The 13371-nt window shown below is 66.9% G+C and carries 15 protein-coding genes; 6 read left to right on the top strand and 9 right to left on the bottom strand.

The features are described 5' to 3' along the window. The first annotated feature begins 46 nt into the window (after positions 1–46). The gene (locus Q4F19_RS12400; RefSeq protein WP_303543002.1) at positions 47–289 is read left to right on the top strand and encodes a hypothetical protein; all 243 of its coding nucleotides are present in this window, start codon (positions 47–49) and stop codon (positions 287–289) included. Here the strand turns inward: Q4F19_RS12400 and Q4F19_RS12395 are convergent. The 4 genes from Q4F19_RS12395 to Q4F19_RS12380 all read right to left on the bottom strand — a co-directional run bounded on the left by Q4F19_RS12395 (position 286) and on the right by Q4F19_RS12380 (position 4432). Then, on the bottom strand, positions 286–1395 hold the full coding sequence (locus Q4F19_RS12395) for a TDT family transporter (RefSeq protein ID WP_303543000.1): 1110 nt from the start codon (positions 1393–1395) through the stop codon (positions 286–288). The two genes, Q4F19_RS12400 and Q4F19_RS12395, sit on opposite strands and share 4 nt — an antisense overlap. A gap of 38 nt (positions 1396–1433) precedes the next feature. Further along, a complete protein-coding gene (locus Q4F19_RS12390) occupies positions 1434–2306 on the bottom strand; it encodes a LysR substrate-binding domain-containing protein (RefSeq protein WP_303542998.1) in 873 nt (290 codons plus the stop codon). Between the two features lie 102 nt (positions 2307–2408). Continuing rightward, on the bottom strand, positions 2409–2831 hold the full coding sequence (locus tag Q4F19_RS12385; RefSeq protein WP_303542997.1) for a c-type cytochrome: 423 nt from the start codon (positions 2829–2831) through the stop codon (positions 2409–2411). A gap of 5 nt (positions 2832–2836) precedes the next feature. After that, positions 2837–4432 (bottom strand): flavin monoamine oxidase family protein, encoded by a 1596-nt coding sequence (locus Q4F19_RS12380; RefSeq protein WP_303542995.1) that lies wholly within the window; start codon positions 4430–4432, stop codon positions 2837–2839. A 367-nt stretch (positions 4433–4799) separates the two neighbouring features. Between Q4F19_RS12380 and Q4F19_RS12375 the strand changes: the two genes are divergently transcribed. Continuing rightward, positions 4800–5603, top strand: a complete 804-nt coding sequence (locus Q4F19_RS12375; RefSeq protein WP_303542994.1) for a SirB1 family protein — start codon at positions 4800–4802, stop codon at positions 5601–5603. 61 nt (positions 5604–5664) lie between these two features. Next, positions 5665–5928 (top strand): DksA/TraR family C4-type zinc finger protein, encoded by a 264-nt coding sequence (locus Q4F19_RS12370; RefSeq protein ID WP_303542992.1) that lies wholly within the window; start codon positions 5665–5667, stop codon positions 5926–5928. Between the two features lie 39 nt (positions 5929–5967). Here the strand turns inward: Q4F19_RS12370 and Q4F19_RS12365 are convergent, their stop codons facing one another. Genes Q4F19_RS12365 through Q4F19_RS12355 form a run of 3 tightly spaced genes read right to left on the bottom strand, consistent with a single transcriptional unit; the run spans position 5968 to position 7820 of the window. Continuing rightward, positions 5968–6624: a DsbA family oxidoreductase gene (locus Q4F19_RS12365; protein ID WP_303542990.1), complete on the bottom strand. Its 657-nt coding sequence runs from the start codon at positions 6622–6624 to the stop codon at positions 5968–5970. 46 nt (positions 6625–6670) lie between these two features. Continuing rightward, on the bottom strand, positions 6671–7117 hold the full coding sequence (gene trxC / locus Q4F19_RS12360) for a thioredoxin TrxC (RefSeq protein WP_303542988.1): 447 nt from the start codon (positions 7115–7117) through the stop codon (positions 6671–6673). Positions 7118–7175: 58 nt separating this feature from the next. Continuing rightward, a complete protein-coding gene (locus Q4F19_RS12355; RefSeq protein WP_303542987.1) occupies positions 7176–7820 on the bottom strand; it encodes an alpha/beta hydrolase in 645 nt (214 codons plus the stop codon). 153 nt (positions 7821–7973) lie between these two features. On the opposite strand from Q4F19_RS12355, the gene Q4F19_RS12350 reads away from it, so the two are divergent. Next, entirely contained in the window at positions 7974–8636 is a 663-nt protein-coding gene (locus Q4F19_RS12350; protein WP_303542985.1) for a UPF0149 family protein, read from the top strand. Positions 8637–8676: 40 nt separating this feature from the next. Here Q4F19_RS12350 and Q4F19_RS12345 read toward each other — a convergent pair whose 3' ends face one another. Continuing rightward, positions 8677–9129 carry a tRNA (cytidine(34)-2'-O)-methyltransferase gene (locus tag Q4F19_RS12345; RefSeq protein WP_303542983.1) on the bottom strand — a complete coding sequence of 151 codons (453 nt, stop codon included), beginning with the start codon at positions 9127–9129 and terminating at the stop codon, positions 8677–8679. A gap of 100 nt (positions 9130–9229) precedes the next feature. Between Q4F19_RS12345 and Q4F19_RS12340 the strand changes: the two genes are divergently transcribed. Together Q4F19_RS12340 and Q4F19_RS12335 are read left to right on the top strand one after the other, a co-directional pair. Continuing rightward, entirely contained in the window at positions 9230–10318 is a 1089-nt protein-coding gene (locus Q4F19_RS12340) for a PLP-dependent cysteine synthase family protein (protein WP_303542981.1), read from the top strand. Positions 10319–10411: 93 nt separating this feature from the next. After that, positions 10412–12640, top strand: coding sequence for an ATP-binding protein (locus tag Q4F19_RS12335; RefSeq protein WP_303542979.1), 2229 nt, complete (start codon positions 10412–10414; stop codon positions 12638–12640). A 189-nt stretch (positions 12641–12829) separates the two neighbouring features. On the opposite strand, the gene Q4F19_RS12330 is transcribed toward Q4F19_RS12335, so the two are convergent. After that, the gene (locus tag Q4F19_RS12330; protein ID WP_303542976.1) at positions 12830–13336 is read right to left on the bottom strand and encodes a winged helix DNA-binding protein; all 507 of its coding nucleotides are present in this window, start codon (positions 13334–13336) and stop codon (positions 12830–12832) included. Positions 13337–13371 lie beyond the last annotated feature (35 nt).

Here is a 13371-nt window from a genome sequence, read left to right as displayed (position 1 = left end):
GCGGAGGCTGAAGCTTTCAAAATTATTGCAGCTTTATTATGTAGTTATGACGATGGCGCGTATCGCACCGACTGAAGATGAGCGGAAAACCGCACGGATCGACCACCACATGTGCGCCTGTTCGCACGCGGACTCCGGATGCGGCATCGGTCGTCGAGTTCGGCGCAAGTTTCTTGCACGGGTCTTTCGCCTCGCGCCGGAAAATATGGCGCCGATCTTCATCGGCATGCGGATCGCGAAAGCGCCGCAGTCGGGCGTTGGGGGGCGCGGCCGATCCCGCCGGCTTTAGGTCGATGCGGCGATGCAGGGCGACACGAACAGATGTCCCGTCCAGCCGCCCGCCAGCGTCTTGGCGCCCACCAGCAGCCACATCGCGGCAAGCGCGATCGTCATCCCCGCGCCGACGATGCCGAAAAAGGCGAGATGCAGCGCCGTGCCGAGGCGAAAGGTGGCGATGGCGTAGACGCCGAGCGGGAAAATATACGCCCACCAGCCGAGGTTGAACGGGATGCCCACGCGCCAGTAACGCAGGGTGATGAGCATCGCGAGCGCGAGCCACCAGAGCCCGAATCCCCACAGGACCATCCCCGCGATCGTGCCGATCCCCTGCGCGACGATGCCGATCTCGCTCAGTCCATTCGCGGCCAGGATGGCCGGCGCATCGCCGCCGAGCACCAGCATGCCGAATGCGCCGGTCCCGATCGGCCCGAGCGCGAGCCAGCTCGACGCGGCCATGCTCTCGTGCGGCAATTTGTGGAGCGCCATGCGCAGGATCAGGATTGAGAGGATGCCAAACGCGATCGGCACCGAATAGCCCCACAGCACGAAGGAGAGTGCGAGCACGACGAGCTGGTGATGCGCGTCCGCCAGATGCGGTGCGAGCAGGCCGCCGCTCGCCCCCGCGACTTCGGCGGCGACGACGGGCAGGAGCCAGACCGCGGTCATGCCGTCCAGCCGATGCTCGTGCCGCGTGAACATGAGATACGGGATCGCCACGCCGCAGGCGAGCGCCATCGCGACGTCGATCCACCAGAGCGCTTCGGCGATCGGGATCGCGCCGGCGCCGAAGCGCGGCAGGCCGAAAACCAGCATACCGTTGACGATCGTCGCCAGCCCCATCGGGATCGTGCCGATGAACATCGACACAGTGTTATGCGCGAAGATTCGCCGCGCCTCGTGCCCGAACAGGATCCAGCGCGCGGAGTAGAGGCCCGCGAAGAGCGTGAAGAGGGCGATGTTGAACAGCCAAAGCGCCTCGCCGATCGGTCGCAGCGCCGGCCCTGCGCCGGGCACCTGCGGCAGCACGAGCGCGAGGATGCCGGTGCCCATCGTCGCCGCGAACCAGTTCGGCGTGAACTGGCGGATCATCTCGCGCGGATTGCCGAGGCCGGACAACGGCCTCAGCCTTGCCGCAACGTACCTTATGTCCGCGGTCACTTAGCGTCGTCCTTGATGAGATCGGCCAGCGCGTCGGCGGCGGGGCTGCGATGGCGCTCCTTGTGGCGCAAGGCGAGGAACGGGCGTTCGGGAAGCGGCAGCGGCAATTCGTGGAGATCGCCGGCCGCGACCGCGCGGGCCACGACCAGCGCCGACAGGACCGCCACGCCCGCGCCCGCCTCGACCGCGGTGCGGACCGCTTCGTTCGATGGCAAAGTCATGCCGATCGTCAGCGCGGCGGGATCGATCCCCCGATCGCGCAGCACCGTCTCAAAGGACGAGCGCGTCCCCGATCCCTGTTCGCGGACAATCCAGCGCGCGGCGCGCAGCCATTCGTCGTCGATATCGGTCGCGGGCGCGGTGCCCACCAGCGCGAGCCGATCGCGCGCGACGGTCCAGTGCGCCAGCGCCGGCTCGTCGATCACGCCTTCCACAAATCCAAGATCCGCCCCGCCATCGAGTACCCGTCGCGCGGCGCCTTCCGTATTGTCGATCGCGAGATCGACCGCGATCTGCGGGAAGCGCGCGTGGAAGCTCGCAAGGCGGGACGGCAGCCAGTAGCTGGCGATCGTCTGGCTGGCGACGAGCTTCAGCGCGCCGCGCTGCAGACCGGCATAGTCCGCCAGCGCCTCTTCGGCCTGCGCCGCGCGCGCCAGCACGGCCCGTGCTTCGTCGAGGAACATGCGCCCGGCTTCGGTCAGCCGGATGCCGCGGCCGACGCGGTGAAACAGAGGAACGCCGTGCCGCGCCTCCAGCGCCGCGATCGCCCCGCTCGCGGCGGACTGGGTCAGATTGAGGATCGCCGCGGCGCGTGTGACATGTTCGTGCTCAGCGACGGCGACGAAGATGCGAAGATGGTCGAACGTCATATGATCTCCTGCAGCAAATCATGCTCCAGCGAGATCGATCGGTCCAACCGATTGATGCGATCGATCCGATCTCGAAATCGGATCGATCGAGCGGACTACCGCTCAGCCGGGCCGCAGCGCATTCTGGCGGACCGCCTGCGCGCGCAGAGCCTTCACCTGTTCGGCCGTGACGGCGCCCGGAAAATTGTTGCCGAGCTTGGTCCGGATATAGCCAGTCACCTCGACGATCTGAGCATCGCTCAGCTCGGAGAAGGACGGCATCGCCTTCTGGCCCTTCAGCATCACCAGCACCGGATAGAGCGGCGACTGCAGCTTCGGGTTACCGGCGAGTGCGGGATAAGCACCCGCGCCCGTGGCGCCCTTGCCGTCGGGCATGTGGCAGCCCTGGCAGATGTGCGTGTAGAGGTCCTGGCCGGTCTGATAGCGGTAGCCGCCTGCGAACTGCGCGCCGGCAGACGTCGCGAGTATCGCGATCGGGGCGATCGCGGCCGCCAGGCCGAGCCCGCGCATGAGCATCCTGTTCATCGCCTTCACCCTTGCACGATACGTTTGTGGAGCCGCCCGATCGCATCGAGCGAGGAAAGGACCGCGCCCTCCTGCCACGCCGGGATCATCGAGACATGTTCGCCCGCCATCACGATGCGGCCGTCGATCGCGCAGATGTCGTTGTAATGCGCGGCGCGCGTTTCCTCGGTCCAGGATCCGGCGCAGCCGAGCGTCCAGGGGACGCGGTGCCATGCGACCGTCGCGCCGGTCTCGAATTCCTCGCGATATTGCGGGTGAATGTTGGCGCCGTATTCCACCGCCTTCGCGATCCGCTCTTCGGGCGGCATCGCCGTGAATTCGACTGCGTTCGGCCCGAACGTGTAGGCGCCGAGCAGCACGCCCTTGCCGCGCTTGAAGAAATCGGTGCTGGGGTAGCTGATCATGCTGTTGGGCTGATCGGTATAGGTGATGCCGCCGTAAATGCCCTCATCCTCCTCCCAGAAGCGCCGCTTCATCTGGAGGCCGACCTTGGCCGACGCTGCATAAGGCAGAGCGTCGATCGCCGCCTTCATCGGCGCGCCGACGTTGATCGGGATCTGGCTGAGCACCGAGGCGGGGATGGTGCAGACGCACCAGTCGGCATGCGCGGTCTGCGGCGCCCCGCCCTTCAGCGTATCGACGAACGTGGCGGTGACGCCGCGCTTGTCCTGCCGGATCTCGGTGACCTTCGCATTGTAGCGGATGATCTCGCCCAGTTCCTTGCCGAACGCCTTGCCGATCATGCCCATGCCGCCGACGGGCTGGAACATCGTCTGCTGCACGTCATAGGCCTTGGAAGAGCCGATCGAGCGCCACAGGCGCCCGCGGATCATGTCCTCGAGGCTGACGGGATCGGTCGGCGTCGGCATCGCGTCCAGCCCGCCGCCCGGGGGATGATCGAAGCCGCGGCGATTGCTCGCATCCTCGCTTTTGACATAGGCGTAATTCTTGTCGAGCGCGCCCCAGCCGCGCAGCGCCTGCAGCAGGATCTCACGATCCTCCTTCGTCACCGGCCGATCGAGCTTGTCCTGCTGCACCGTCTTGGCGAGCAGCTCGGCGACATAGCCGTCGAAATCGGCCTCGACCGATCGGTAGCGCTGCGGCTTGCCACCGAAAGCCTTCGTCGAATGGACATAGGCCGCATAATTGATCTGGATGAACGGCTCGAGCTGGACGCCGAGCAGCTGGCAATAATGGAGGATGGCCTTGTGGTGGTGCGGGATGCGCCATGGGCCGGGGTTCAGGTACAGGCCTTTGTCGAATTCGATATTCTGCTTGAAGCCGCCCAGCTCGGTATAGGTGTCCCCGCCGTAGAGCGACCAGTTCCGCCCGCCGGGACGGCCCTGATATTCGAGGATCTGAACCTTGTAGCCCGCCTTGCCGAGCTCATAGGCGGCGACCATCCCGGCGAGCCCCGCGCCGAGGATCAGGACCGAGGAACCCTTGGGCGCTCCCGTCAGCGCGATCGGCTGCCTGAACGTGGAATCGGCGGCATAGGCCATCGTGGCCATAGCTTCGTACATGACGGCGATGCCGGCCGTCTTCCCGATCATCGAGAAGAGCGAGCGGCGGCTCATCAGCGCAGGCAATTCATCGCGCACGCAGGTCTACCCCCTTTTAGTGTGTTCGCCCTCCCGTCGCCGCCCTGATTGTCCCCGGGGTCGATCACGCGCGTTCGATCATGCGCGATAAGCCCTGTCAAACAGCCGGGCGGGCGATCATCGCCCACAGAGGCGCTTCTGATCGCTCGTGGGTCGATCAGCGTAGCGTTTCGGATGTTGATCGCGATTTCGGCGACAATAATGCTGCGGCCAAATCACGATCCTCAACGAACTTTGATGTAAACCAGCAGATTGGTCAGGCACCTATTCCGACCGTCATTCACCGACGTCAGTTGAAGCGTTCGTGCCCGCTCGGCGCAGCCCCAGGCGGATTTGCGATTCCGCCGGCCATTCCCATATTCCTGTCATGGACGAAAACCTCACCCGGCTCGGCCTCATCGACGAGGAGGCCATCGTGCTCGACGAGGCGGCCTTGCAGCTGGCCTTGCCCGATCATCCCGAAACCGATCTCGATCCCTATCATAGCCTTCTCGCCGAGATCGCCTTGCGTTTGCGGGCGGTGGCGCCCGACGCGGCATCGCCGCATGCCTGCGCGGATGCGCTGTCGCTCGTCCTGAACGGAGAATATGGCTTTACGGGCGATCGCGACACGTATGACGATCCCGCCAATGCGGATCTGATCCGGGCGATCGACCGGCGCCGCGGTCTGCCGGTCAGCCTGTCGATTCTCTACGTCGCGGCCGCGCGCCGGCTGGGCTGGAGCGCACATGTGCTGGACCTGCCTGGTCACGTGCTCGTCCTGATCGGTGAGCCGGCGGAGTCGGTCATGATCGACCCGTTCTCGGACGGAGCGCTGGTCCCCGCAGGGCAGCTCGTCGCCCTCCTGTCCGCCTCGGCGGGGCCTTCGGCATCGGACGTCGTCGAGGTGCCGGCGATGCCGAACCGGGCGATCCTGGCCCGGCTGCTGCTCAACCAAGCGGTTCGCGCCGAGGATGGCGGCAGCGGCCGTCGCGCGCTCGATCTCTATCGGCGGATCACGGCCTTCGCGCCCGACAATGCGCATGCCTGGTGGCAGCGGGCCAGATTGGAACTCGTCGATCAGGACGTGGCCGCCGCTCGGCAAAGTCTTGCGGCGATGCTGGAGGTCACGCGCGACCCGGCTTTGCGGGTGACGATTACCGATACGCTGGAGGCTTTGATCGCCTCGTGAGGCGCTCCGGGGAACCGGCGGGCATCCGTTCTCATTGATGCCGTACTAGAACGGAACGACGATGGCCAATGGATGGGCGCCGGACGGCGCGGTGCAGGATCAGATCGACGACACCGTGAAGGATGCGGTCTCGGCCGCGCGCGCACGGATGCCGGACGGGGAGGGCGCGGACGACTGCGACGACTGCGGAGAGACGATCTCCGCAGGCCGGCGCGAGGCATTGCCCGGGGTGCGGACCTGCGTACCATGTCAGTCGATCCGCGACGGAAAACGCAGCGCGGCCGGGATCAATCGACGCGGGAGCAAGGATAGCCAGCTCCGGTGAGGGACTGAAGCGTTCGATACTGGCGGATCGTCTTCCGCTTCAAGCCGCCGTCAGCTCGGCGGCTATCCCGCGCAGCGCCTGCTCGAACGCCTCGGGAGGCTGACCGCCCGAGATCAGGTAACGTTCGTTGATGACGACGGCCGGAACGGCCTGGATCCCGCGCGACTGCCACAGCCTTTCTTCGGTGCGGACGGCCTCGGCATGACGATCCGAGGAGAGGATCGCTCGCGCTTCATCCGGATCGAGCCCGACTGAGGCTGCCGCAGCGACGAGCTGGTCGTGATCGGACGGATCGCCGCCGTCGGTGAAATAGAGCTCGAACAGCGCTTCCTTGAGCGCCTTCTGCCTGCCCTGGGGCTCGGCCCAGTGAAGCAGGCGATGCGCATCGAACGTGTTGTAGATGCGTCTGCCCTCCGTCATCTTCATGGTGAAACCGAGCTCAGCCGCGCGATCGCGGATCATCGCGCGGTTCGCCGCGGATTGGGCGGGCGTCGATCCGTATTTCTGGGCGACATGCTCGTCGAGATCCTGCCCGTCCGGCCCCATCGCGGGATTGAGCTCGAATGGCCGGAAGACGATCTCGGCATCGACTGCATCGGCGGCGCGCGCGAGGCCTTCCTCGAGACCGCGCAGGCCGATGACGCACCAGGGGCAGGATACGTCCGAGACGAAATCGATCTTCAGATGCGTGGTCATCGCAATTCTCCCAAACAGTGCGCGGGCGGCCGATGCGGTAGCGCCGTTATCGTATGGCGCCGCGGGCCCAGTCGACAATCGCGCGCTCGGGCATCGCGCCGGACTGGCGCGCGATCTCCTGACCCTTTCGGAACAGGATCATCGTCGGGATCGATCGGATGCCGTAGCGGCCGGCAATCGCCTGCTCGGCCTCCGTATCGAGCTTGCCGAGGCGGATCCACGGCTCCAGCTGTCTGGCGGCGGCCTCGAAGGCGGGCGCCATCTGGCGGCAGGGGCCGCACCACGATGCCCAGAAATCGACCAGCAGCGGCAGATCCGATCGTGCGGCGTGCGCGTCGAAGTTGGCCGAGGTCAGCGTAAGCGGTCGCGCGGCGAAGAGCGCGCTCTTGCATCGCCCGCAGGTCCCGCCACCCATTCTTTCCCGCGGGACGCGGTTCGGCGCGGCGCAACTGGGGCAGGTGATGATCAGCGCGTCGCCAGCTACTGTCGCCATGCGTGTCTCCTTTCGCTCGCTGACCCCGATATGGGGCCGGCCGCCGTGGAGAGAAGCGTTACGCGAGCACGCGCACTGCGAAAGCGGCGGCCGCGGACAATCCGTCCTGGCCGACCGAATGCGCAACGCCGGGCGAAACATGCGTCTCGACCGGCACGCCGGCTGCGGTCAGCGCCTTCGATGCGAGCTCCAGCGAGCGGAACGGCACGACATTGTCGGCCGTCCCGTGAATGAGCAGGACCGGCGGCCGGCTCCGGATCTCGGCCTCCAGCGTCTCGGGAGCGACCAGCATTCCTGAAATGCCGATGATGCCGGCGATCGGCGCCGACCGCCGCAGCCCGACATGGAGCGACATCATCGTGCCCTGACTGAAGCCGACCAGCAGGAGCCGGTCTTCGGACAGGCCGTGGCGGTCGAGCTCGCTCGTCAGGAAGTCGTCCAGCGCCGGCGCCGCCATTTGCGCGCCGGCTGCGCGTTCGGCCGGCGAGAAGGTGTCGATCGGCCACCATTGATGCGCATTGGCCATGTTGGGGATCCGCGACGTCGCGTTCGGCGCCACGAAAGCGACTGTAGGCAGCGCGGGCTGGATCATCTGGGCGAGCGAGATGAGGTCGTCTCCGTTGGAACCATATCCGTGGACGAGGACGACGAGGGCATTCGCCTTTCCGCCTGCGAGCGGGGCGAGTCGGGGACCGTCGAGCAATTGCTATCCTTTCAAGGCAGGGGCGGGCCTCTACGCGATTCCGGTTCCCCGGGCGACTTCATGCCGCCAGCCTTGCGGACACCTCCGATCTGCGGGAGAGGCGTGCACCGATCGAGGCTGGCGCGAGCCACTTGGCGGAGTATTCGCCCGCCGGTGGGCGCACCCGAACAGGAATTGCGATTGCTGAAACTGCCGTCCCGCTTCCGCCGCCTCGACGAGATTCTCGCCGATCTGCCGGTCGACGAGCCGATGCTGCTGACCGAGCTGGACGGCTACCTCACCGCAGTCGTGGTCTGCCCGGCGCCGATGGCGCCGGCGCTGTGGCTACCGCCGATCTGGGGCGGTGCCTATGGAGAGACGCCGCCCTTCGACGATCCGATCGACGCGACGCTGTTCGGCGACATGGTGGTGGCGCGGCAGAGCGAGATCGAACGGGATTTCGCGCGCGGCCGGCCCAAGCCGATCTACGACGTCGAGCGCAACGGCGACATCGTCTGGGAGGACTGGATCGGCGGGTTCGCGATGGCGATGGACCTCGCGCCCGAGGGCTGGGCTTCATCGGATGAAGCGGTAGCGGATGCCTTCGTCCAGATGCGAACGCTGATCGACGTCGCGTTCGATCGATCGGACCTGACGAGCGCCGAGATCAACGCGGTCAGCGACGAGGCGCCAGTGATGCTCGCTCGATTGCTGATGACGTTGTACGGCGGTCGTGCGCGTCCCGAAGCCGCGTCGGCGCCGGGCAAGATCGGGCGCAACGATCCGTGCTCCTGCGGTTCGGGCAAGAAGCACAAGCGCTGCTGCGGCGCGTCCTGATCGACGATCGTCCGTCATCTTCTCGGCCGCAGCCGCGCGGTCAGCCCGGCAGTGTCGCGGTTTGCCGCAATGCCTCGCCCAATGCGAGCGCTGCCGATGTCGCGAGGTTCATCGATCTCACCTGCGGGCGCATCGGCAGGCGCAATTGGGCGTCGCAGCTCTCTGCTATGATCGACGGGACGCCGGCACTCTCCTTGCCGAAGAGCAGGATGTCATCGGGCAAGAAGCGAAAATCGTAGGCTGATTGCCGGCTCTTGGTGGTGAACAAGATCAGCCTCTGCGCGCCGATCGTCGCTCTGAACGCGTCGAAGCCGGCATGGCGGGTGATTGCGACATGATCGATATAGTCCATCGCGGTCCGGCGCACCCGGCGATCGTCCCAGGCGAAGCCCATCGGCTCGATGAGGTCCACCGCCACGCCGAGGCAGGCGCCGAGGCGCAGGACGGCGCCGACATTTCCAGCGATTTCGGGTTCGAAAAGAGCGATGCGCATCCGGCTGATTGGCGCCGACGGACGCGCCACGCAAGCCTGCGCGATGATCGTAAGCGGTCTGATGCTGTGCGCCCGTCCGCTCTTCCGCTAGGGGTCGGCCATGTACTTGCCCGATATCGCCGCCCGATCGCCCGCTTCCGACCGCGCCTGGACCGACGAGGCCGTCCGCATCATCGAGGCGGATTATAACCGTTCGGCCGATACGCATCTCGTGCCCGTGCCGCTTCCGGCTTTCCCCGACGTCCATCTCTACCTGAAGGACGAATCGAGCCACCCGACCGGAAGCCTCAAGCACCGGCTCGCGCGATCGCTATTCCTCTATGCGCTCTGCAACGGGCGGATCGGTCCCGGAGCGACGATCGTCGAGGCGTCGAGCGGATCCACCGCGGTCTCGGAAGCTTATTTCGCGCGGATGCTGGGATTGCCGTTCGTGGCGGTCGTGCCACGCGGCACGGCGACCGAGAAGATTGACGCGATCACCTTTCATGGCGGGCGAACCCATTTCGTCGATCGGCCGGGCGATGCCTATTCGGAGGCGGAGCGGCTCGCGCACGAACTGGGGGGCGTCTATCTCGATCAGTTCACCTTCGCGGAGCGCGCGACTGACTGGCGCGGCAACAACAATATCGCCGAATCGATCTACGCGCAGATGGCGATGGAGCGGCATCCGGTGCCGGCGTGGATCGTCTGCGGGGCGGGAACGGGGGGCACGTCCGCGACGATCGGGCGCTTCGTCCGCTATCAGCGGCATGCAACGCGGCTGTGCGTGGCGGATCCCGAAGGATCGGTGTTCCACCGGCATTGGGCGGATCGAGCGGTGACCCATCTGGAGGCCTGCGCCAGCCGGATCGAGGGGATCGGCCGGGCGCGGGTGGAGAAGAGCTTCCTGCCAGACATCATCGACGAGATGATGGCGATCAGCGACGCGCAAAGCGTCGCGGCGACACGGCTGCTGAGCGCGCGGCTGGGGCGGCGGTGCGGCGGATCGACGGGGACGAACCTGTGGGCCTGCGCGCGGATCGCCGAGCGGATGGCGGCGGCGGGCGAGGCGGGATCGATCGTCTCGATCCTGTGCGACGACGGCAATCGCTACGCCTCGACCTATTTCGATGACGATTGGGTGGCGGCATCTGGGCTGGACCTGGCGACGCCCGGCGCCGAGCTGGCGGACCGGCTGGGCTGGGCATGACGGCACCTGCGTGAAATCTGCGTGCAACATAGCGGCGCCAGATCGCACGCTGGGCGACGCGACGGCGCACGCCAGGGAGCCGAAGTCGAGGGCATGAACGGGGTTCGCAGGCCACGCTGGCGGGGGCCGCCGCTGGCATTGCAGATCATGGCGCTTCTCGTCGGCGGGCTCGTCGTCGCCCAGCTCGTGACGCTAATGCTGACGCTGCTGCTTCCTCCCGCGCCGGAAGCGCAATATGGGCTCGACGATATCGCCGCAGCCTTGCTGGACGATCCCGACGCGGATCTGCGCGGCAACGGTCTGCAGAGGATCATGCAGCCCGGCCCGCCCGATGTGAACGGATCGGGCTGGCTCGTGTCCGAGCGCTCGCGCAGCGAGCTCGCCAAGCTGATGGGAGTCGATCCCAAGCGCGTCTCGCTGGCCTTTTACACCCCTCTGCCGTTCGCGGGGACGGCGGCGGCGCGCAGCCTGGCGATGGCGAATGACGGCACTGCTCCGCCCTTCAAGGCCGCGGCCTATGTCGGCGAGCAGCCCGCACATCTCGTGCTCGCGCAGTTCGCGCCGGACATGCCGGCGATGCCGCGCGGCAACCAGCTGGACGGGGCGGCTCCGCCCCGCGACGGCTTGCCGCCGGGATTGATGGGGCGAGGTTCGCTCGGGCAGATGGCGCCGGGCGGGCAGCAGGTACTGATCGCGCCCGACCGCCGGGGCAGGGCCGCCGAGCTGCGTGGGCAGATCCTCTCTCGGCAGGATAGTGCGCGACCGCTGATCAGTATCGATCCGCGTTTCGCCGGCACGGGTCTGCTCATTCCGGGCGACGGCGGAGCCGCGGTGCCCGGCTTGCTGCGCGGGGGCGACGCGGCGGCGAGCGCGGCGGCTTTGGGCGCGGTGCCCGTGACGAGCGGAGCAACGGCGTCGGCGACGGCGCAGGTGCCGATCGGCGGCGTCGCGGCGGCTCGGCCGGGTTTCACGACGCCCGGCTTCGAGGGCGGCGCGGGAGCGCGGCCGCTCTCGCCGGGCTTCGCACCCGGCGCCGGGCGGATGCTGCCGGATCGCGCCTTGATCGCACAGACCCAGGCCCCGGCCGTGGTGCCCTCGCGGATCGCACCGCCGCTGATCGTCGGTTCGATGCAGGCCGCGCCGGCACCCGCACCGCCTGCGCAACGCCCTGCCGAGCCAGCACCCGCCGCGGCCGCGCCGAGCTTTCCGGGCACGTTCGCGCAGGCCCCTGTCACGCCGGCATTGCAGGCGCCGGTCTTCGCGCCGACCCCCCAGGTCGCGCCTTACGAGGAGCCGGCCGGGCCGCCTATCGCGATCACGCCGACGCGGCGAAGCCTCTTCGGGCTGGCGCAGGCGCCGTTCGTGGAGGGTGATTTCGTTGCCTCGCTGAAGCTGCCGAGCGGGCAGTGGGCGGTGGTGCAGCCCGCGCCGGCGCCGTTCCTCAACAGCTGGCAGCGGCGCGTTTTGCTGTGGTTCGCGATCGCGCTGGGCGTCGTGCTGCCCTTGGGGTGGCTGTTCGCGCGGCGGCTGGTGACGCCGTTGCAGAGCTTCGCGCGCGCCGCCGAGCAGCTCGGCCGCTCGCCCGCCTCGACGATCGTGCCGCTGGACGGACCTGCCGAGATCGGCCGCGCCGCGCACGCCTTCAACCTGATGCAGGGGCGGCTGCGCGCGTTCGTCGACGATCGCACCGCGATGGTCGGCGCGATCAGCCATGACCTGCGTACTCCGCTCACCCGGATGCGCTTCCGGATCGAGGATATCGACGATGGCGACGTGCGCGACGGGCTGCTGGAGGAAGTCGACGAGATGGAGGCGATGATCGCGCAGGTCATCGAATTCATCCGCGACGCATCAACCCCCGGTGCGCGCGAGCGGCTCGATCTGCGGACGCTGGTGGACGACGTAGCCGAGGATGCGCGGATGGTCGGCGGCGAAGTTATCGTCGAGCAGGCGGATCAGGCCCCGGTCGAGGTGGATGTGCTGGGGATGCGCCGGCTGCTCGACAATCTGCTGGAGAATGCGGTCAAATACGGGACGCGCGCGCGGATCCGGCTGCGGACCGATGCCGAGAATGTCTTCGCCGAGATCATCGACGACGGGCCGGGGCTGGCCGATGATGAGCTGGAGCGGGTGTTCGAGCCCTTCTATCGCAGTGACGAGGCGATCGCTTCGGACAAGAAGGGATCGGGGCTTGGGCTGGCGGTTTGCCGATCGATCGCCCGTGCGCATGGCGGTGATGTGCGGCTGATCCGCGGAACGGACGGTTTTCGCGCCGAGGTCAGGCTGCCGCAAGCGTTCGGGACCGCGCCGCTGGCGGCTTAATCGCTGAGCCGCAATCGTCTCAGGAAACGCATTTCGTTTGTTACGCAGATGCGCAATGTCATTGCGTGATTGATCACTCCGCTCAGTTTTCAGGCGAGAGAAAAAGTCGCGGCTTCACGATTACTGCGACGAATGTTTATATTCGAAATGTCGAGGCGGCCTCGCCCGAGACCTACCTCGACATTCCGGCTATCCGATGATTTCCAGCCGGCCCAATCCCAATCGTCGGTCGCTGGCTGCGGCCGCGTCGAGCGACAAGCCGATCTTTTGGATGGCCTCCGGCGTGAGCGAGACGAGAGTCCGGCGGCGATCATGCGGATCGGCAGTCCTCTCGATGAGGCCGCCTTCGCGGAGCAGGTTCAGCCAGCGCAGACCGGTCGTCAGCGGAACCTTCGTCGCGAGGCAGGCACTGGAGATATTGACCACGCGCCCTTCGGCTTGCTGGATATAGAGATCCAGCAGAACCTCCCAGGCGGGATCGGCGAACAGGCGATCACCCTCGCCGAAAATGACCCGTCGGACTTCGCTTGCGCGTTGCCAGGCCTTGGCGGTGACAAGACGCAGCGCCGCAGAGCCCGGTGGGGCATCTCCGGAAAACCGGCTTGCATCCAGTTCGCTCTCCGAAACGTTTAGTTCTTTTGCAATTGCGACAACATGGGCCTTAATTCGATTCATCGTCGCTTTTGAACCGTCCACTTCTCGCAGCTCCCAAATCAATAGTGGTGAAACCT

Source organism: Sphingomonas natans, from assembly GCF_030546695.1.
GTDB classification, from domain to species: Bacteria; Pseudomonadota; Alphaproteobacteria; order Sphingomonadales; family Sphingomonadaceae; genus Sphingomonas_I; species Sphingomonas_I natans.
The sequence above is the reverse complement of the archived record's forward strand: the minus strand, read 5'-3'. Positions and strand labels throughout refer to the sequence as shown.

Bases quoted from the DNA above. Each gene is read 5' to 3' on its own strand.
- Q4F19_RS12400 (WP_303543002.1), top strand. From the start codon at position 47: ATGACGATGGCGCGTATCGCACCGACTGAAGATGAGCGGAAAACCGCA.
- Q4F19_RS12390 (WP_303542998.1), bottom strand. From the start codon at position 2,306: ATGACGTTCGACCATCTTCGCATCTTCGTCGCCGTCGCTGAGCACGAA.
- Q4F19_RS12385 (WP_303542997.1), bottom strand. From the start codon at position 2,831: ATGAACAGGATGCTCATGCGCGGGCTCGGCCTGGCGGCCGCGATCGCC.
- Q4F19_RS12375 (WP_303542994.1), top strand. From the start codon at position 4,800: ATGGACGAAAACCTCACCCGGCTCGGCCTCATCGACGAGGAGGCCATC.
- Q4F19_RS12370 (WP_303542992.1), top strand. From the start codon at position 5,665: ATGGCCAATGGATGGGCGCCGGACGGCGCGGTGCAGGATCAGATCGAC.
- Q4F19_RS12365 (WP_303542990.1), bottom strand. From the start codon at position 6,624: ATGACCACGCATCTGAAGATCGATTTCGTCTCGGACGTATCCTGCCCC.
- trxC (WP_303542988.1), bottom strand. From the start codon at position 7,117: ATGGCGACAGTAGCTGGCGACGCGCTGATCATCACCTGCCCCAGTTGC.
- Q4F19_RS12345 (WP_303542983.1), bottom strand. From the start codon at position 9,129: ATGCGCATCGCTCTTTTCGAACCCGAAATCGCTGGAAATGTCGGCGCC.
- Q4F19_RS12340 (WP_303542981.1), top strand. From the start codon at position 9,230: ATGTACTTGCCCGATATCGCCGCCCGATCGCCCGCTTCCGACCGCGCC.
- Q4F19_RS12335 (WP_303542979.1), top strand. From the start codon at position 10,412: ATGAACGGGGTTCGCAGGCCACGCTGGCGGGGGCCGCCGCTGGCATTG.